Here is a 19981-nt window from a genome sequence, read left to right as displayed (position 1 = left end):
TTTGTAACCACAACATGATTATTAAGGAAAAAATAATGAATTCAGATAATTCGAATACCGATATTATATTTAAGGCGATAAACAAAAGTTATCAAAAAGGGGATAGCACGGTTGTTGTTCACAATGACTTTAATTTGACCATTAAGTCAGGCGAGTTTGTCGCGCTTATGGGGCCGTCGGGGTTAGGAAAAAGTACTTTGTTACATTTAATGGGCGGTTTAGATAAACCAACACAGGGGGAAATTTATATTGGTCACCAACGTATCGACAATTTGTCCCAAAAGCAATTAACACAATGGCGCGCAGACAATATTGGTTTTGTTTTTCAATCGCATCATTTATTACCGGTATTAAGTGCCCAAGGCAATGTTGAATTACCGTTAGCATTAACACCATTAAATCAAAAACAGCGTAAGCAACATGCCAGTATGGCATTACAATTAGTGAACATGAGCGAACGTGCCAACCATTACCCCAAAGAATTATCAGGGGGGCAGGAGCAACGGGTTGCTATTGCTAGAGCCATTGTTAGTGACCCACAAATATTATTATGTGATGAGCCCACAGGGAATTTAGATCGCAAAACAGCCGATGAAATTTTAGCGCTCCTCGCCAAGCTAAACAGCGACTCAGGAAAAACGATTGTGATGGTTACTCATGATATTAAGGCCGCAGACTACGCAACTCGAGTGATTGATCTTGAGTCGTATCTTCTAGCAAAAAATAAAGAACAACCTGAAAATAAAGCGTTAGCCTTAGATAACGTTTTAGTAGGTAAAAGCGCATGAATTTATGGTTGTTAGTCTGGCGTAATAGCTTGCGAAAGAAAATCCGCTTTGGCTTAACGTGTCTTTCGGTGATGGTAGCTTTCTTTTTATTTACAACGCTAGCAGGAGTTAACCATGCTTTAACGGCTAGTGTTAGTAACATTAACCAATATCGATTAATCACTAGTCACAAAATATCATTAACACGGTCATTGCCAATTAATTATCAACAAAAAATTGCAACACTTCATGGCGTTGAGCAAGTCACTTTCGCTTCATGGTTTGGCGGCTTTTATCAAAATGAAAAAAATCAATTAGCAGTTACGGCTGTTGACCATACAAGTTATTTTGAGTTGTTTGATGAATACCACATACCTGAGCAACAATTAGCGAGCTGGAAAAAAGCACGTACTGGAATCATTATTGGCCACGCCATTGCTAAGGAATACGGTTGGCGTGTTGGTGATAAAGTGCCGCTAAGCTCATCTATTTGGATGAATAAAAACGGCTCTTTCAGTTGGGAATTTGTTGTTTCAGGTATTTACCAGAGTACAAAAACAGCAGGCGATAATAACAAGATATTCTTTCAACATGCTTATTTTGACAAAGGTAGGGCTTATGCTAGTCATTCAATTAGTTGGCTTTCAACGAAAATAGCGGTGCACGAAAATGTTGAGCAAGTGATTAAATCAATTGATGATTTGTTTGCACATTCAAATAGCCCAACAAGAACAACAACAGAGCAAGTTTTTATTAAAGAGCAAGCACAACAATTTGTTGATATGGCGATGGTCATTAATATTGTTGTCATAGCCGTATTCTTTACTTTGCTGCTAATTGTTTGTAACACCATGATCCAAACAAGTCGTGAACGATTAAATGAAAGTGCAATGATGAAGGCCCTTGGTTTTTCATCTTCAGCTCTGATCAGGGGTATTTATTGTGAATCGTTATTATTAATAGGGATTGGTGCGGCCTTAGGTACCGTATTAGCAAGTGTTCTATTAGTTTATGTTAAACAAGGTTTTGGTGATTTTTTACCAGGAATATATATTACATCGGCACATTACATCACGGTTTTGTCATTAGTTAATATTGCTGCGGCTTTTTGCAGTTTTTTCCCTGCCATCACAATCAATGGTATTGCTATCAGTGAAACCTTAGGAGGCAAGTCATGAGTTATTTATCAAATGCTCTTGTGCAGTTTTTTATTCATATTAAGCAAGCTCAAGCGTTAACCATTATTAATTTTAAAAGTTTTCCACAACGCTTGGCTGCATCATTAGTGAGTATTTTAAGTATTGCCTGTGTCACTGCTGTAATTTTAAGTGTTTTAGCCATGACAGAGGGGATGATGAAAACCTTACATAAAACAGGCTTGGACAATACTATTTTAGTCATGCGTGCGGGGGCGGTGTCAGAGTTACAAAGTGTAATGTTTCCTGTTGAAATGAATATTTTAGCTAATAATTCAAAAATCACTCGAAATGCTCAAGGACAAGCGATGGCTTCTGCTGAGATGTTTGTGAATGCAGAGGTGAATTTTAAAGCGGGTATTGATGATCAGGTTACAACGAGTTTGGCGCTTAGAGGAATAAGTGCAACAACACTGTTGTTCAGGCCTAACTTTAAGCTAGAGCGTGGTAAGCTATTCTCTTCTGGTATCAGGCAGCTTCTTATCGGTCAAGCTATTGCCCGCAGAATGCCAGAGTTGAGTGTTGGCAAAACGATTACTTTGGGTGGGGCTCAATGGCAAATTAGTGGCATTTTTTCAGATGATAACAGTGTGTTTGAATCTGAGCTTTGGGCAGATATCGGCATAGTACAAAGTGATTATCAGCGTGGCAATACCATTCAGTCTATCCGGTTAGCATTAAATAATATCAATGATTTAGCGACGCTTGAAAAAGAATGGCAAGATGATCCTCGCTTGAATGTTCGAGTGATCACAGAAAAGCAATTTTTTGCCGATCAAGCTGAGGATTTAACCCGACTTATTCGTTGGTTGGGTTTTCCTGTTGCGGTGGTTATGGCATTAGGCGCTATGGTTGCAGCGCTTAATACTATGTATGCAGCTATTGCGAGTCGAAGTAAGGAAATTGCTACCCATAAAGCCATTGGCTTTAGCCCCTTAGCTATTTCAATATCAATACTGTGTGAAGCTGTTTTAATAGCCGTTGTTGGAGGGGGGTTAGGCATTTTGCCGCTATACCTTGCTTTTGACGGTTGGACCGCAGCCACGCAAAATGCCAGTAGTTTGAGTCAAATGATGTTTAATTTTGATATTCACCTAGTGTTGATTGCACAAGCGATGTCATTAGCAGTGTTAATTGGTTTGCTCGGAGGGCTGTTGCCTGCTTTAAAAGCAATGAGACTTCCTGTTACTGAAGCGTTGCGCGATTAAGTATTGTTAAGCTATGGTCAGCTTTTGCCAAAAGTCATGGTTTTTTTCTTAGGTAATCATGACTTTTGGCACCTTTATTCAAACGCTCAATTATTTACACTAATGGTGAATTAAAACACTCATCCACAATAATGAGTTAACACTATAACCCAAACATAACAACGCTATATTAAGGATTTACCATGACGTTTAAAAAATTATTATCTTTATCTGCCACAAGCTTACTCTTGACTGCTATCGGCTCATTATCAATTATCACTGTGTTTAGTCAGCATGCAGTAGCGGCTGATTTAACGGTTAACATTAGTGATGTTGAAGAAGGAAAGGGGCACTTACTGGTGGCACTTTATGTTGACCAAGCATCATATGCTAGTGGTAAAGCGAGCTATTCATCCAAGGTGAAAGCAGATAAAGAGCAAGCATTTGTTGTTTTTGAAAACTTACCTAACGGAGAGTATGCAATTAAAATGTATCAAGATGAAAATGATAATAGCAAGCTAGATTTTAATCTCTTGGGTATCCCAAAAGAAGGGTACGGTTTTAGCAATAATGGTGGTAGGTTTGGAGCGCCAAAATATACTGATGCAAAGTTCACTATTAAAGAAAGTACAGCAATTGAAATCGAATTGCATTAAAATCAGTTAATTACGTGCCTATGCACGTTACTCAGAAGCTCCTTGGTAGCGTCGTCGAAGTCTGTTGTCGATAACCCAAGGAGTTTTAGTTTGGATTCAAGCCTAACACCCCGCTGGAATGATCTCATTGTTTAGATACCATGATAATCAATCGGGGTTATTTATTTACAGAGACGAAAATATGATTACATCAAATGTGCCAGAAGAATTACGTAAAAATTGGCTATTACATATTTCCGGTTTTTTAACTTGGTCGATAGTGACTTTTTTATCGTTAAGTCGCCTTGATTTTAATGTTGAATTTTTTTTAAAATTAGCGGGGTTCATCAGCTTTTATCTTTTATTTGCAAAAGTGGTTGCTTCTAAAAAGGGGGATCATGAGCTACGAAATAAAGTAATAATAATTTGCCAATTAATGATAATCATGCCGCTAATTTATGAAGATAAATATCGTGTGGTAGCTATTTTATTAGTATTGATTGCAACGCAATTACCATCAATGTTTAGACGTAAACACGCGCTGGTATTAATGCTGGTGATTGCTATTGTGCATTTTAGCTTAGTCTTTAATGGTGAGTTTATAAATACTTTTTTTCATGTCACTATCTTTTTTATGTTACAGATTTTTGGGTTTTCTTCCATTGAAACCATTTTAAGAGAGGAGCGAGCTAAAGAAGAGCTGGCGGCTATTAATCAAGAGTTGTTGGCAACACGATACATGTTAAAAACTTCATCACAAAAGCAAGAGCGTTTACGTATTTCTCGTGATTTACATGATGTAATTGGTCACCAATTAACCGCATTGTCGTTAAACTTAGAAGTTGCTAGCCATAAAGTGCCCGATGAATTCAAAGCTATGTTACAAGATAACGTGAAGTTAGCCAAAACGCTGTTAACAGATGTTCGCCATGTGGTTAAAGAAATGCGTGATAAAGAACAGTTTGATTTAACCGCTAGTTTGTACAACCTAGTTAATCAACTACCTGATTGCCAACTTACTATTGAGTCGCCCCTGAGTATTAATTCATTGCGTCTCAAGCAGCAGCTAATGTTTTGTTTGCAAGAAGGTATTAGTAATGCACTTCGACACGGTAAAGCCAATCAATTAACGCTTTCAAGTGAACAAAATGGTAAGCGCTTGGTGATTGAATTAATTGACAATGGTTGTAGTTTTCACACGAATAAAAGTGCTGAGTTTGGTAGCGGCTTAACGGGTATGCAAGAGCGTTTAGCTGACTTCAATGGTACGGTACAACTTATTGGTGGGCCACATGGTAGCACCTTACAATTGAGAGTAGAGGATTGTTATGATTAAGGTAGCATTAGTAGATGATCAACAACTCGTTAGACAAGGCATTGCAGGCTTATTATCACTTTGTGACGATTTGTCTATTATTTGGCAAGCCGAAGACGGCGAAGATGCTCAGCATAAATTGAATAATAATGAGCAAAAACCTGATGTTATGTTGCTTGATATTCGCATGCCTAAAGTTAATGGTATTGAACTAGTTAAAATTTTGCGCGCGCAAGGTAATAAGCTGCCCATTTTAATGTTAACGACGTTTGATGACAGTGAACTTTTTATGCAAAGCCTTCAAGCCGGGGCAAATGGCTTTTTATTAAAGGATGTGTCATTAGACAAGCTAGTAAATGCAGTTAAAACGCTAGCCGATGGCGGCTTTGTTGCCGAGCCTGTAGTGATGAAACAACTTAACCAAGGCTTGATAGACTCTCCTGTGATTGAAGAATTAACAGAGAAAGAACAACAAATTCTTAAGCTGATTGCGGGTGGGCTTTCTAATAAAGAAATTGCCAGTAGTATTTTTTTAGCCCAAGGCACAGTAAAAAATCATGTCTCTAATATTTTGGCTAAATTAAATACCCGTGATCGTACTCGAGCTGTGCTTATAGCACTTAATCAAGGGCTAGTTTAGTTTTAATAATCATAAGAGTAATTAGATAGATTGATTTCTTTTTATTATAAATAAGATAACAGGTGATAAATAATTAAATTCAAGGTATAAATAGCTTTAAGTTTTAGATGGCTAGATAGCTATTTATGAAATGTGCATTTAACCTAGGTGTTTAAGATACATGAAACAAGATACTAAAATTGTTACGGCAGGCCGCAAAGCTAAGTGGACTAATGGCGTAGTAAACCCAAGTGTAACTCGTGCTTCAACAGTGGTTTTTAATAGCGTTGAAGAAATGAACAATGCCCTAAAAAACCGCAATAACCAAACCATGGTGTATGGGCGTCGTGGCACTACCACAGCGTTTGCCTTTAGTGACGCTATGACCGAGCTAGAAGGCGGAGCAGGTTGTGCTTTGTACCCATCAGGCACGGCTGCTATTACTAATGCTATTTTGTCTTTTGTTCAAAGTGGCGATCATATTTTAATGGTTGATAGTGTTTATGAGCCAACCCGTGATTATTGCGATAAAATTTTATCCAAAATGGGCGTTGAAACAAGTTATTACGATCCATTAATTGGCGCTGATATTGAAGATCTAATTAAAGATAATACTCGTATTGTATTTTTAGAGTCTCCTGGTTCAATCACCATGGAAGTTCAAGATGTTCCTACGATTTGTCAAATTGCTCATAAACATAACTGTATAGTCATGCTTGATAATACATGGGGCGCTGGCATTAACTTTAAGCCCTTTGACTACGGTGTTGATATTAGCGTGCAAGCAGCAACTAAATATATTGTTGGTCACTCTGATGTGATGTTAGGCACAGCAACAGCAACAGCGCAATATTGGCCGCAATTACGCGATAACAGTTATTTAATGGGGCAGTGTACCTCTCCTGACGATCTTTACCTTGCTTTACGGGGTATTCGAACTATTGGTGTTCGACTAAGACAACATCAAGAAAGTGCGTTAAAAGTGGCTAATTGGTTAAAAGGTCGAGCTGAAGTAGACACTATTTTGCATCCAGCCTTTGAGTCGTGCCCTGGGCATGAATTTTTCAAACGTGACTTTACCGGCTCAAATGGCTTATTTTCGTTTACCTTGAATTGTGGTAACAGGGCGGCATTGACAGCGTTTCTTGATGGGCTATCGCATTTTAAAATGGGGTATTCTTGGGGCGGATTCGAATCACTAATTTTGGGGATCACTAGTGTTAATTCAATTCGTAGTGCAACTAAATGGACAGCGGAATATCCATTAATCCGCTTACATATTGGGCTAGAAGATGTTGATGACCTCATTGACGATTTAACACTTGGTTTTGAACGCTTTAATCAGGTGTTATCCCAAGGCTAAAGGTGATCTTTTGCGGTTTGATTATAGTGTTTAAAGTTGTCTATCGCTTTTAGGGGGCTTAACTCGACTAGCTCATTCAGTGTATTTAATAAGCCTTTATACTCTTTAAGTTCACTGAGCGAAGCGTTAGTGTTAATTACTTTTTTGGTGAGCATAGTGAAACGGCTGAGTTGGTCGTTGTTCATAACATTACTTTTTTATTATTTTTAGCAACAATAATTAAAAAAGAATAGAAAATCAATAGCGGCAGTGTAAATCCATTATGCAATGCCGCTTAGTCTCTATCAATTTATTAATGGCTATCAGTTTTCCCTAGTAATCTAAAGAGTTTTTTCGCTATCTCTGTATTGTCTTGTAAGCCATTAAATAACTCACTATGTTGCCCAAAAGCAAACACCGGTACGTCTATAGCGGTGTGACCGCTAGACGTCCAGCCACTGTTGCTGCGTTTATCTAACAGTGCTTTAACGCTTTTTAACAAGGCTAATTCGCTGCTTGAGGTGTTTTTGTCTTGGTACATATTTTTGTTGTTTGCTAATTTAGCGTTGTTTTTGCTGTCTATTAGCAGGCGCATCTCATCTTCTGTTAAGGTGAAATTAAACAGCGCAGCAGCGGCTTTACTGGTGATTTTATTGACTGTTAGTTGTTTGGCAATATAATTTACCGAATGGTTCATTGTACGCAAATCTTTAGCATTCCATTGATACTCGCCATTGGCTGCTACGGTAAAACCACCTGTGCTATGATCGGCAGTTACCACAACTAATGTATCGCGGTGGTGCTCAACAAAGTGTTCTAAGTATGTCAAAGTTTTCGCTAAATCGTCCATTTCTGCCATAGCATCACTGATATTGTTACCGTGAGCTGCCCAGTCAATTTGGCTTGCTTCAATTAACATAAAAAAGCCATTGTCTTTGGCATTATCGTTTTTTTGCAGGTCCACAAGGTGATGAACCGCTGTTTTAGTCATAGCAGATAAACGGTGTTTATTGGTATCGTCAAGCGCCCAAGGTAAGCCCTTATTTGCAAAAAGCCCTAACACAGGTTTATTGTTGGGTAAATTTACTAAATCTGAGTAATTATCAAGATAATGAAAACCGGCTTGTTTAAACTCATTGACTAAGTTTCGATCTTCACGAATAAAATACTTCCAACCACCACCAAAATATAAATCGGCTTTTATGCCATCATCAATATAACTATCTGCAATCTCGTTGTAATTTCTTCGGCTTTCGTTATGGGCTAAATAGGAAGCCGGTGTGGCATGATTTATTTGCGAGGTTACCACTACACCGGTTTTTTTACCTTGCAACTTTGCCCATTCTAATACGGTTTGCACCGGTTTTTTATTAACGTCCACCCCTATAGCGCCATTATAGCTTTTAACCCCGGTTGCTAAGGCTGTGGCACTTGCAGCAGAGTCTGTTACTACACCAGAAACTGGTGCAGGGTAGGTACTAGACATCCCCGTAAGGTGATGGTCAAAAATAGTATCTTCAACTGCTTTAGTTGCCGGATCATCCTTATAATAGCGATAAGCTGAGGTGAATGCCGGCCCCATACCGTCACCAACCACCATGATAATATTACTTGGTAAAGAGTGAGGTACGTTATTTGCTATTGGCATTGCTTTAATGGTTGGCTTAGTGCCAGCGGCTGTGCTTTGAGCGTGATGCACTGTGCCAGTATTAACACAAGATACTGTCAGTATTGACAGGGCAATGGCAGAAATAAAAAGTTTCATTGTAAATTCCGAAATTATATATATTGATGGATTTATTTAGTTAATTCGACATCTACCCATACTAGTCGATGATCTGATGACGCTTGCCGACTTGATATTAAACGATAACTATCATCATTTTTTTTTGGCCAAAATACGCCAGCGTCTTTAATGGTAAAGCCTAATGCCGATGGTAGGATATAATCTGCACGCATACCCCAATATGCGGTATGAAATTGTGCGTTTATATTCTTTTTATCGTGATGTTTTCCACCTAAACTTTTCGGTAGCGGGTCTTGTATTTTGTCGCTATGTAAAAGTGCGTATATACCTTGGCTGCCTTTGTTATAAATAGCGTCACCGTTGATGATAGATGCGTTTTGATCGCCCATAATGACAAAGGGTTGATTAGGTTTTAATCCACCTTTTTGTCCTAAATCATCATAAATATAGTGTGCTTGTTCGCCGTTGATATAATCAACCCAGAAACGAATTTCATCGTGATTACGCTTACCATTGCGATCTTCAGGACCATCAAATACTGGTGGAGTAGGGTGTGAAGCTAAAATATGAATAGTTTCTCCCTTGATTTTAATGGGAATATCCCAGTGTGATTTTGATGATAGCCTAAGTGCTTGCCAAACACTTTCACTAAACCAAGGTTGGTTTGTTTCTGGGTTTATGGGTTTTAATGCGCCGGGCATATCTCGCCATTTAAACCGTTGGAAAGTTCTGATCTGTTTTTCATCAATAGGGTACTTTGATAACAACGCCATACCAAAATGCCCTTCAAAGTAACCAAAACCATGATTATTACTTGCATTGTGAGTAACCTTAACACCGGTATTTACAGCCCCTTGATAAAAATACGGATATTCAATACTGGCTTGACCATGTTGCTGTTTAGCTAAATAGTGATTGATAAAGTACTGTATGTTTTTATGGCTATTGTCAACACGGTCGAATTCATTAAGTAAAATAACATCAGGGTTAATGCGCTGAATGATTTCGGCGATATTCTTAATTTGTTGATTATTTTGCTGTAGAACTTGGCTAAGTTCATTGCCTGTAACTTTTGCTTCACCGTGTGATGGGCGATCAACATAATTTAACGCTTCCATACTGACATTGAAGGTTGCCAGTCGAAGTTTAGTTGGTGTGTCTAGTGCCATAGCGATCCCCGAGATTGCTGAGCCTAAGATAGTCGTGCTATATAATACCAAAGCCAGCACCGGCTTAATTAACTTTATATAAGGTTTCATTGTTTAAGTCCACAACCACGTAAAATGAAATCAGTAAGAAAGTGCGTGACATGTTCAATATCAGCATCTTCATAATCGGCACGGTTCATTATAGTGAGAACTTGGTTATCAAAATCAGCATAATGTTGGGTTGATGACCAAATTAGAAAAATTAAATTGACAGGGTCAATGTTGGTCATCTCACCATTGTCTATCCAACATTGAAATACTTTTGACTTTTCTCTAACCCACTGACGAAGATAAGTTCGAGCAAAATCTTTTAAATATTGAGCACCTTGAATAATTTCCATGGCATAAATTTTAGAGGCTTTAGGATTATTAAATGACATGGTCACTTTAGCGCGAATAAATTTTTCTATCGCAAGTTTAGGGCCATCTTCTGGCAAAATATCCCCAATACCTTGATCCCACATATTTAAGGTTTGTTCGAGTACCGCATGATAAATATTTTCTTTATTTTTAAAGTAATAAAGTACATTAGCTTTAGGTAAACCTGCATTGTCGGCAATAGATTGTACGGTAGCACCTTTATAGCCTTGTAAAATGAATTCATCTTGGGCAGCAACCAATATTTTATCTATGCTAACGACTCGGATTTTTTGAGGTTTATTATTGTTTTTCATACTATTTTTAACAGAGAGTGACTTTTTAGTTACGGTGGCATAATTGAGTTGGCACATTATTAATCATTTGCTTAGTAAATTATAGTGCTTGTGCATAGTATTCTTAACTTCAATGACTTTTAACTTTTATATGAACAAAACTGTCAATTATTTTACTTATATAGCGACTAAACTATCATTCTTGTCCTTTTGGTCTATTTAATTGTCTTTTTATTGAGAGTAATCCTATAGCTATTGCATTTAAAAAGCAAAAAGTTGACCTTTTGGTGTGTTTTTTGACTTAATCCTGTTTATTTGTGTAAAATTAGGGTAATTTACGCAAGGATGTAATAAAAGTGTAAACAACTTTGCTTAAGCTTGAATTGCTTTAGTCAATAGTTAACTAAGCACACTCTGTGGAAGGATAACCACTAAAAGAAAAGATAATAACTAACACAGATTTAAACATGAACATAAACAAACACACATAGGAATACTAAGATGAAAACCCACTCTCTATCACGCATAGCGGGCGCGCTCGTAGTTGCGTTTGGTTTGTCTACATCGGTTGTTTCAACTGATGTATTAGCAAATACCACAACATCTGCTATTAAAGGTCAAATCGCAGGTCCACAAGGCAAACCTGCAGCAGGAACAAAAATTACAATTACTCATGTTCCATCAGGCACAACTAAATCAGCAACAGTTAATGATGCAGGTATTTTTGTTGCTAAAGGTTTACGTGTTGGTGGCCCTTATACAGTTGTTGTTGATTCAGATAAATTTGATGATGCAAAAATTGATGATATATTTTTAACATTGGGTGAAACATACCCAATGAATGTAGCTTTAGAAGCTCAAAACAATCTTGAAACTATTGTTGTCACAGGTCGAGCTCTAAGTATGCACGCAGGCGGAACTGGCCCTGCTACTCATTTCAGCGCAAATGACTTAAAAAATGCTCCGGCTATTAACCGTGATTTAAAAGATATTGTTCGTATAGATCCTCGTATTTCGATAGATGAAAGTCGAAGTGATGCCATTAGTTGTGGTGGTGGTAGCCCTCGTTTTAATAGTTTAACAGTTGATGGCGTTCGAATGAATGACAGCTTCGGTTTGAATGATAATGGCTATCCAACAACTAGAATTCCTTTTTCTTACGATTCAATCGATCAAGTCTCAGTTGAGTTAGCTCCTTTTGACGTTAAATATGGTGGTTTTACGGCATGTAATATCAATGCTGTAACAAAGTCTGGTACTAATGAGCTGCACGGCAGTGTTTTTGTTGATTACACTAATGATTCCATGAAAGGTGACTCAATAGAAGGCGATGACCAAGATAATGGCTCTTACTCCGAGAAACGTTATGGCTTTAATTTTGGTATGCCATTAATTAAAGATGAGTTGTTCATCTTTATGTCTTATGAAAAACTAGATGGAGAAGAGTTATTTGAGTACTCTCCTTTTGAAAATGATCAAGTTAGTCAAGCAGATGTTGATCGTGTTGTAGAAATTTCAAATCGTGTATACGGATATAATGCCGGTGGTACACCTGCAGGATTACCTGTTGAAGATGAAAAGATTTTAGTTAAATTAGATTGGAACATCAATGAAGACCATAGAGCTAGCTTTATTTACAACTATAATGATGGTTTTAAATTATCACAGTCTGATAGTTGGGCACTAACGCTAGATAGCCATTTTTATGAATCTGGCGCTGAAATGAGTTCTTACGCAGCTGCTATTAATTCAGATTGGTCTGATAATTTTTCTACAGAAGTTAGAGTGGCTCATACTGAACTTGAGAATAGACAAAGTTCACTTGATGCTGCCAGTAGTTTTGGTGAAGTTCAAATTAGACATAATGGTACTACTATTTTCCTAGGGCCTGATGATTCTCGTCAATCAAATGAAATGAACTGGGAAAATACGACTTTTAAGCTTTCTGGTAACTATTATTTAGATGAGCATACTATTACTGCCGGTTATGAGTACGAAACGTTAACTGCTTTTAACTTATTTATGCAGCACACTCAAGGTGAGTTCCGTTTTGATTCTATTGACGATTACGAAGCAGGGATGGCTGCTAGAGTTTATTATAATAACTCTGCAGGTACCAATGTGCCAAGTGATGCCAGCCAAGAGTTTACATACGGTATGCATTCTTTTTATATCCAAGATGAGTATACATTTGAAGATATTGATGCCACTGTAATGTTTGGTTTCCGTTACGACAAATATACAAGTAATGATAACCCAAGATACAATGCACAGTTTGAAGAACGTTATGGGTTTGCTAATAATGCAAACTTTGATGGAATTGATTTATTTCAACCACGCGTTGGATTTAATTGGGTTGTTGATGAAAGTCTAGAAGTTCGCGCAGGTTTTGGTTTATATTCAGGTGGTAACCCAAATGTTTGGTTGTCTAATTCATATTCTAATGACGGTATAGTACAAATTGGATTACAGGAAAGAGGTTTAGATTTATTTAATACGCCAATGACCAATGGTGGTACACCTGGTTTTGAAGTACCTCAATTTATGTATGATGAGATTCAAAATACTCCAATACAGGGTGGTGATGGTTCTGTTAATGCATTAGATCCAAACTTTAATATGCCTTCAGAGTGGAAGTATGCCATTGGTGCAACATACACTTCAGAAGATGATATTATTTTTTCTGCCGATCTGTTGCATAACCAAAAAGTTGATTCAGCAACTATCATTGATGCTGGTTTGAAATATTCTGCAGACACTGCACCAGATGGCCGACCAATGTATGAACGTATTGCTGGTCGCTCAAGTGAGTATGTGTTAACCAATAGTGGTAAGGACGGAAGTTCAACAATCCTTTCTTTAGCATTGAGTAAAAGCTTTGACTTCGGTTTAGACGCATCGCTTAGTTATGCATACACTAGTTCAGAAGATGCAAACCCAATGACTAGCGCTGTTGCGGGTTCAAACTACGGAAATTTAGCTGCTACAGATGCGCTCAACCCTGGAATGACCACTTCAAATTATGAAGTTCCACATCGCTTCACTCTTAATTTAAGTTATGCTGTGGAATTAATTGATGGATTAAGTACACGCTTTAGCTTGTTTGGTAAAGCAAGTCAGGGTCAACCTTATTCATTTACGTTCGAACGAGCAGATCGTGATTTTGGCGATGATAACTGGAATGGTAGCCGTCAATTACTATATATACCAACAGTAGATGATCCAAATGTTGTCTATCATGCTGATTTTGATAAAGCTGCATTCGATGCTTTTGTAAAAGCTGAAGGATTAACTCGAGGAGAGATTACAGGTCGTAATGCTTATAATGCTGATTGGCATACTTCATTTGACTTAAAGATTAACCAAGAAATTCCTGGTTTTGTTGATGGTCATAAGGGTAACGCTTTCTTCGTCGTTAAAAACATCGGTAATCTACTTAATGACGATTGGGGAGTAATGAAGCAAGGTGCATTCGTTGGAAATCGCATGGTTGCCATGTCAATTGAAGATGGCAAATATGTTTACGAAGAGTTTAATGCGAGTAATCAAGATCAAGACTACTACAAAGACGCATCTCTTTGGGAAATTAGAATTGGTGTGAGTTACGACTTTTAACTTTTTCTAAGCGATTACAAAACCGAGCCAAAGTGCTCGGTTTTTTTTGTCCTAAATTTAGATCTTTTTATATTAATTAAAAGAATTAATGTTATGATATCTCTATTAAGTTGACCACATGGTCAGTTTTTAATTCGAGTAAAAGTAAAGGTAATAGGTAGGTTATGAATAAAGCAATTGATGCTAATACATGGCAGATGTTGACTAAAAATGCGCAACAGGCTTATCAACAAGCCTATGCCCCTTATAGTCAATTTCAAGTTGGCTCGGCAGCGTTAACAACAGCCAATAAAGTAGTGCAGGGCTGTAATGTTGAAAATGCCTCCTACGGATTAACGGTTTGCGCTGAGCGTAATTGTATTGCCCAAGGTGTGATAACTAATGAAGGTGACAGCACGGTTGAGTTTGCTGCCATGGTTATTTATACCGAACAAGAAAAGTTAACCCCACCATGTGGAGCTTGTCGCCAGGTCATTAGTGAATTCTTTCCACAAAATGCCCAGATAATGGCAGTGAATCATCTTAATGAACAGCAACAATGGACAGTCGCACAAATACTGCCTGATGCGTTTACTCCATATGATTTAATTAATAAAACATAATTTATAAAGGAATTATATTGATGTTATTACCTCAAAACATAATTGCTAAAAAGCGTGATAAAGAAGTACTACAAAGTGAAGATATTAATTTTTTTGTTGATGGCTTAGTCTCTAATAATTTTAATGATGCGCAAGTTGGTGCCATGGCAATGGCGATATTCCAACAAGGATTAACGTCACAAGAAACTGTAGAATTAACCAAGGCTATGATGCACTCAGGTGAAGTATTATCCTGGGATGGTCTTGATGGCCCTGTGGTTGATAAGCATTCTACTGGCGGTGTTGGTGATAAAGTAAGCTTTATGCTCGCTGCAATTGTGGCTAGCTGCGGTGGTTATGTGCCAATGATTTCAGGGCGAGGACTCGGTCATACCGGTGGTACAGCCGATAAGCTGGAAAGTATTGAAGGCTTTAATGTTCAGCCAAACCTAACTGATTTTAAACGGATAGTTGCTGAACTTGGTGTAGCTATTATTGCTCAAACGCCCGATTTAGCGCCAGCTGATAGGCGCTTGTATGCGATTCGTGATGTAACCGCTACAGTAGCATCAGTACCATTGATAACCGCATCAATCTTGTCTAAAAAATTAGCCGCAGGTTTAGACACCCTTGTGATGGACATAAAGGTTGGCAATGGCGCGCAAATGACCTCACTTGAACAGGCTCAAACGCTGGCAAAAAGCATTACTACAGTAGCTAATGGTGCTGGTGTAAAGACACAAGCAATTATTACTGATATGAATCAAGTGCTTGGCAGTACCGCTGGTAATGCGCTTGAAATGTATGAAACAGTAAAATATTTAACAGGAAAGCTGCGTGAACCAAGGTTGCACCAAGTTGTGGTTACTTTAGCTAAAGCGATGTTAATCAATAGCCAATTGGCTGTTGATGAAGCAGATGCACAATCTAAAATTGATTATGCTTTGACATCAGGTAGTGCGGCTGAAATTTTTGCTAAAATGATCAGTGCGTTAGGCGGGCCAACTGATTTTCTGGAAAATCCTTGGCGTTCTATGAATAAAGCACAGCATATTGTTGAGATTTTAGCGCCTTGTCACGGTTATATTAGTGCGATGCAAACCCGTGATATTGGTTTTTCTGTGGTTGGTTTAGGTGGCGGTCGTATCAGTAATGATCAAAAAGTTGACCACAGTGTGGGTTTCGATCGAATATTACCGCTAGGTACAAGGGTAAATAGGGCTGATGTTGTTGCTCGGGTACATGCGAATACCGCAGAAAGTGCGGCTCTTGCAAGTAAGCAATACATTGATGCGATGAGTTTTTCTGAAAGCCCAATAGCGCAGCAACAAGTGATTTATTGATACTTATATTAGCGCTTATTATTAAGCGCTAACCTTCATTATTGTGATGTTTTACCACATAAAATAAGCAGTCATTTAAAGCGATTGCTTTATTGGTAGAGGCTTTAAATATACGTAAGTTTTGTCGGCTAACCAGCAGGTTATTTCGTGTGTAAAAATATTCATCAATAATGTTATTATCATTTTTATCGAGTAATATTAGGTTTTCGATGCCGTTACCATCAACCCAGCCAATCATTTCATCCTGATTAATACCACCAAAATTAAAGCATTCAATATTCTTTTTTAAAGTTATTCCGCGGTGGCCTTCATCGTGCTCGGCATACGAGAGATTAACGCCTTCTTTGAGTCTCAACCGAAGCGGACGATAAATAACTTCAACGTTTTTTTCTTGATGGATGTAACCGATATTTTCACAATTGGCAATATGATCAATACCAGCAAAAGCGACTTCATGAGACTGCTCATCATTGCTACCGCCACATTCAATGGTAATACAAGGGCAAGCAAAATCTTGCTCCATTAATGCGCCTAATTTTAGGTCTGACAATATTAACGTTTGGCAAAAAAATGAAGCTAACGAGAGGGTTTCAGTGGTTACACTAGCGCTAACTGCAAAACAAGGACTAGGGCTACAGGCATTATGAAGATCGATCACCATTTCAGGATTAACTTCACGAATCGCATGCTCAATGAGTTTTGCTCGCTCAAAACAACCCGGTTGTGTTGGTGCATTACCAAGCGCTTTTAAGTCTGCTTTTTGCTCTGTCGTTACAAAGCAACGATTAATATCTTTGCTGCCTTCAATAAAGCGTTTTGAGAACAGTGGGCTTTTTGAGGCCGCCTCTACCGAACAAATAATAAAACGTAAATTAGTTTGCGGTAATCTTTGATTTACATTGGTCACTAGCCAACGATGAAGGGCAATTAACCCTGAAGGTTCGTTGCCTTGTAGCAAGGTAGTGATTACGCGGCATTTATTGGTATTTAAGCCAGTTACATCAATGACAGTTGGCCCTGTCATTGACAATAAAAATTGCTCGTAATCTGCTTGTAACGCTTGCCACGAGGGATCTTGTAGATAGTTTATTTCGCTATAGTCTATTTCCATATTATTACCTACAAAGAGTTACCTACAAATAGTGACTTTCAAATACCCAAATAGCTGTATTTTAAGTGATGAATCGTTAATGATACTAGCATGTCATATCTTTCACTAAGTAGGTGTTGATTAAGGTCAATAAAAGTGGTTGAACTGTACAGCTTTTAAAAAAATAGTGTTAATAGTGGTTTAGCCACTAGTGCATTTAACGTAAACTAAGGTGAAATTATACTATGTTGAGTAACCTTATGACTGCTGAAACTATTTTCTCAAAAATTATCCGACAAGAAATACCAACGCCGCTGCTTTATCAAGATGAGTTAGTGACAGCTTTTAGAGATATTGCTCCAAGAGTTAGCACACATATACTCATTGTTCCAAACAAGCATATTCCTACTATTAACGATGTCACTGATGCGGATGAGTTGACCATGGGAAGAATGATCTCTGTTGCTAAAAAACTAGCTAAAGAAGAAGGTATTGATGAAAACGGCTACCGTTTGATTATTAACTGCAATGAAGATGGCGGACAAGAAGTGTTTCATATACATATGCACTTATTGGGAGGTCAGCGTTTAGGTGCGATGTTGTCGGTTTAAGCCGTTTTTTTAGTTAAAAAGCGATAAACGGCTGCAAAGTTACGACTAAGCACAGTGCAGATATTACTGCACTAGCGCATAATTAAAACACAATAGTAAATTTTTCATAGCTGTTAGGATTTTCTGTGAATTGGAAAGAATTACTCGAAAATAGAAACCGACTATTTTGGCTTGTGCATACCGCGGGATGGTTTGGTTTTGCCTTAGTGCATTATTTAGGGTCGTTACTTCATGATTTACGCGATATCTTTGTCATCATTATATTTCTCAATGCATATGCTGGCTGGTTGTTCACCGTGCCATTGCGTTATATATATAGACGTGTGTGGAATTTGCCTCCGGTAAAAATCGCTTTGGTGGTTATATTTACTTCATATTTTACCGGAGTTTTGTGGCAAATCGTTAAAAATATCAACTATTGGGAAATCTACAAGCATGGCTATAAACCTGACTTTTGGTTGATGTATACGCAATCAAGTGTTTGGTCTTTTTATATTATTCTTAGTTGGAGTGTTCTGTATTTTGGTACTAAGTATTATCAAATGCTGCAAGTAGAAAAACAAAACGTGTTAAAGGCTAATACGGTTGCCCATCAAGCTCAGTTAAAAATGCTACGCTATCAACTTAATCCTCATTTTTTGTTCAATACCCTCAATGCTATTTCGACCTTAATTATGTTAAAAGACACGGTCACTGCTAATGGCATGGTCACAAAGCTTAGTGAATTTCTTCGTTATTCTCTTGACAAAGATCCGATGAAAAAAGTGACCCTAAGCAGTGAAATACAAGCTTTAGAATTGTACCTAGCTATCGAAAAAGTACGGTTTGAAGAACGCTTGCAGGTGCGTTTTAATCTCAGTGATAGCTGTAAAAATGCCTTAGTGCCTAGTATGATTTTACAACCCCTCGCTGAAAATTCGATAAAACACGCCATCGCTACTCAAGAGCAGGGGGGAAGCATAACAGTGAGTGTAAATCATTTTGCTAATGATTTACTAATAGAGGTTGTTGATGATGGCCCAGGGGCTGATATTATTGATGGCAACCTCCATCGTGAACATGGCGTCGGTTTAGTCAATACTCGGGAGCGATTACAAGCACTTTATGGTAAGAATTTTTCATTAGTTGTAGCAAATAATACTCCATCTGGTGTTAAAGTAAGTATTCGTATGCCGTTTGAGTTATCCTAAGGTTCTTGATAACACGCTAAATATTCGCAAATAGGTCACTCTATGACATTTCGCACAATTATTGTTGATGATGAGCCCCTTGCCCGTAAAGGCTTACATTTACGACTACAACAATTTGCTGATATCGACATTGTTGCTCAATGCAATAATGGTAGAGAAGCAATTGAAGCCATAAGAGCTTTTAATGTAGATTTAATGTTTCTTGATATTCAAATGCCGGGGCTTAATGGTTTTCAAGTGGTTGATGAAATATCAAATCAAGGGCTTACTATGCCTATGGTGGTATTTGCTACGGCGTTTGACCAATACGCTATCAATGCGTTTGAGATCCACGCGCTAGACTATATTCTCAAACCCGTAGACGAAGAACGTTTAGGCCAAACAATTGATAAGGTCAAACAACACTATAAATCTAGTACTGATGCTGAACATAAATCTAAATTAATCAGACTTGTTAGCGATGTAACTGGCAATGACTGTCAACAAATACTCACTGAATTGGTTAATAATGAACCGGTAAGTTTATCTCATTATTCTGATATTTTAGCTATTAAAGATGGTGGCGAAGTTAGTCGGGTGCCGGTTAAAGATATTATATGGATTGATGCTGCAGGCGACTATATGTGTGTACATGCCCAAACGCAGCATTCAAGCACGGAAAATACCCATATTTTAAGAAAAACAATGAAACAGCTTGAAGCCTACCTCGATCCTAAGCGCTTTATTCGTAATCATAGATCAACAATTGTCAATAAGGACTATATTCAAAAGTTTTGTAGTCAGGTCAATGGTGAATACTTCTTAGTTTTAAAAAATGGCAAAGAACTTAAAGTTAGCCGAAGTTATAAAGAAAAAGTAAAGTTAGCCATCAATAATTAGTTT

18 protein-coding genes are annotated in these 19981 nt (G+C 37.8%); 13 read left to right on the top strand and 5 right to left on the bottom strand.

Annotated features, from left to right (window positions below):
- Window positions 1-35 precede the first annotated feature (35 nt).
- From ABXG98_RS12215 to ABXG98_RS12185, 7 genes are all read left to right on the top strand, one after another.
- Window positions 36-788: an ABC transporter ATP-binding protein gene (locus tag ABXG98_RS12215; RefSeq protein WP_353538971.1), complete on the top strand. Its 753-nt coding sequence runs from the start codon at window positions 36-38 to the stop codon at window positions 786-788.
- Window positions 785-1945, top strand: a complete 1161-nt coding sequence (locus ABXG98_RS12210; protein ID WP_353538970.1) for an ABC transporter permease — start codon at window positions 785-787, stop codon at window positions 1943-1945. Before ABXG98_RS12215 ends, ABXG98_RS12210 begins: the two co-directional genes overlap by 4 nt.
- Window positions 1942-3171 carry an ABC transporter permease gene (locus ABXG98_RS12205; RefSeq protein ID WP_353538969.1) on the top strand — a complete coding sequence of 410 codons (1230 nt, stop codon included), beginning with the start codon at window positions 1942-1944 and terminating at the stop codon, window positions 3169-3171. The genes ABXG98_RS12210 and ABXG98_RS12205 overlap by 4 nt, the downstream gene beginning before the upstream one ends.
- Window positions 3172-3353: 182 nt before the next feature.
- Entirely contained in the window at window positions 3354-3806 is a 453-nt protein-coding gene (locus ABXG98_RS12200) for a DUF2141 domain-containing protein (RefSeq protein ID WP_353538968.1), read from the top strand.
- Window positions 3807-3987: 181 nt separating this feature from the next.
- Window positions 3988-5121 (top strand): sensor histidine kinase, encoded by a 1134-nt coding sequence (locus ABXG98_RS12195; protein WP_353538967.1) that lies wholly within the window; start codon window positions 3988-3990, stop codon window positions 5119-5121.
- On the top strand, window positions 5114-5740 hold the full coding sequence (locus ABXG98_RS12190) for a response regulator (RefSeq protein WP_353538966.1): 627 nt from the start codon (window positions 5114-5116) through the stop codon (window positions 5738-5740). The genes ABXG98_RS12195 and ABXG98_RS12190 overlap by 8 nt, the downstream gene beginning before the upstream one ends.
- Before the next feature lie 160 nt (window positions 5741-5900).
- Window positions 5901-7082, top strand: coding sequence for a cystathionine beta-lyase (locus ABXG98_RS12185; protein WP_353538965.1), 1182 nt, complete (start codon window positions 5901-5903; stop codon window positions 7080-7082).
- Here the strand turns inward: ABXG98_RS12185 and ABXG98_RS12180 are convergent.
- From ABXG98_RS12180 to ABXG98_RS12165, 4 genes are all read right to left on the bottom strand, one after another.
- On the bottom strand, window positions 7079-7267 hold the full coding sequence (locus tag ABXG98_RS12180; protein WP_353538964.1) for a hypothetical protein: 189 nt from the start codon (window positions 7265-7267) through the stop codon (window positions 7079-7081). The genes ABXG98_RS12185 and ABXG98_RS12180 overlap by 4 nt on opposite strands.
- A 107-nt stretch (window positions 7268-7374) precedes the next feature.
- The gene (locus tag ABXG98_RS12175) at window positions 7375-8826 is read right to left on the bottom strand and encodes an alkaline phosphatase (protein WP_353538963.1); all 1452 of its coding nucleotides are present in this window, start codon (window positions 8824-8826) and stop codon (window positions 7375-7377) included.
- A gap of 32 nt (window positions 8827-8858) precedes the next feature.
- On the bottom strand, window positions 8859-10067 hold the full coding sequence (locus ABXG98_RS12170; RefSeq protein ID WP_353538962.1) for an endonuclease/exonuclease/phosphatase family protein: 1209 nt from the start codon (window positions 10065-10067) through the stop codon (window positions 8859-8861).
- Window positions 10064-10747 carry a TetR family transcriptional regulator C-terminal domain-containing protein gene (locus ABXG98_RS12165; RefSeq protein ID WP_353538961.1) on the bottom strand — a complete coding sequence of 228 codons (684 nt, stop codon included), beginning with the start codon at window positions 10745-10747 and terminating at the stop codon, window positions 10064-10066. Before ABXG98_RS12165 ends, ABXG98_RS12170 begins: the two co-directional genes overlap by 4 nt.
- 423 nt (window positions 10748-11170) lie before the next feature.
- Here ABXG98_RS12165 and ABXG98_RS12160 point away from each other — a divergent pair, with 423 nt between their 5' ends.
- The 3 genes from ABXG98_RS12160 to deoA all read left to right on the top strand — a co-directional run bounded on the left by ABXG98_RS12160 (window position 11171) and on the right by deoA (window position 16208).
- The gene (locus ABXG98_RS12160) at window positions 11171-14284 is read left to right on the top strand and encodes a TonB-dependent receptor (RefSeq protein WP_353538960.1); all 3114 of its coding nucleotides are present in this window, start codon (window positions 11171-11173) and stop codon (window positions 14282-14284) included.
- Window positions 14285-14448: 164 nt separating this feature from the next.
- The gene (locus ABXG98_RS12155; protein WP_353538959.1) at window positions 14449-14886 is read left to right on the top strand and encodes a cytidine deaminase; all 438 of its coding nucleotides are present in this window, start codon (window positions 14449-14451) and stop codon (window positions 14884-14886) included.
- Between the two features lie 20 nt (window positions 14887-14906).
- Entirely contained in the window at window positions 14907-16208 is a 1302-nt protein-coding gene (deoA, locus tag ABXG98_RS12150) for a thymidine phosphorylase (protein WP_353538958.1), read from the top strand.
- Between the two features lie 28 nt (window positions 16209-16236).
- On the opposite strand, the gene ABXG98_RS12145 is transcribed toward deoA, so the two are convergent.
- On the bottom strand, window positions 16237-17319 hold the full coding sequence (locus ABXG98_RS12145) for a M14 family metallopeptidase (protein WP_353538957.1): 1083 nt from the start codon (window positions 17317-17319) through the stop codon (window positions 16237-16239).
- Between the two features lie 239 nt (window positions 17320-17558).
- Between ABXG98_RS12145 and ABXG98_RS12140 the strand changes: the two genes are divergently transcribed.
- From ABXG98_RS12140 to ABXG98_RS12130, 3 genes are all read left to right on the top strand, one after another.
- Window positions 17559-17909, top strand: a complete 351-nt coding sequence (locus tag ABXG98_RS12140; RefSeq protein WP_353539169.1) for an HIT domain-containing protein — start codon at window positions 17559-17561, stop codon at window positions 17907-17909.
- Between the two features lie 125 nt (window positions 17910-18034).
- Window positions 18035-19099, top strand: coding sequence for a sensor histidine kinase (locus ABXG98_RS12135; protein ID WP_353538956.1), 1065 nt, complete (start codon window positions 18035-18037; stop codon window positions 19097-19099).
- A gap of 42 nt (window positions 19100-19141) precedes the next feature.
- Window positions 19142-19978: a LytR/AlgR family response regulator transcription factor gene (locus tag ABXG98_RS12130; protein ID WP_353538955.1), complete on the top strand. Its 837-nt coding sequence runs from the start codon at window positions 19142-19144 to the stop codon at window positions 19976-19978.
- Window positions 19979-19981: the final 3 nt, after the last annotated feature.

The organism is Colwellia sp. KU-HH00111, assembly GCF_040362745.1.
In the GTDB taxonomy this organism is placed as follows: domain Bacteria; phylum Pseudomonadota; class Gammaproteobacteria; order Enterobacterales; family Alteromonadaceae; genus Colwellia.
This window is presented reverse-complemented; position numbering and strand designations above follow the sequence as displayed.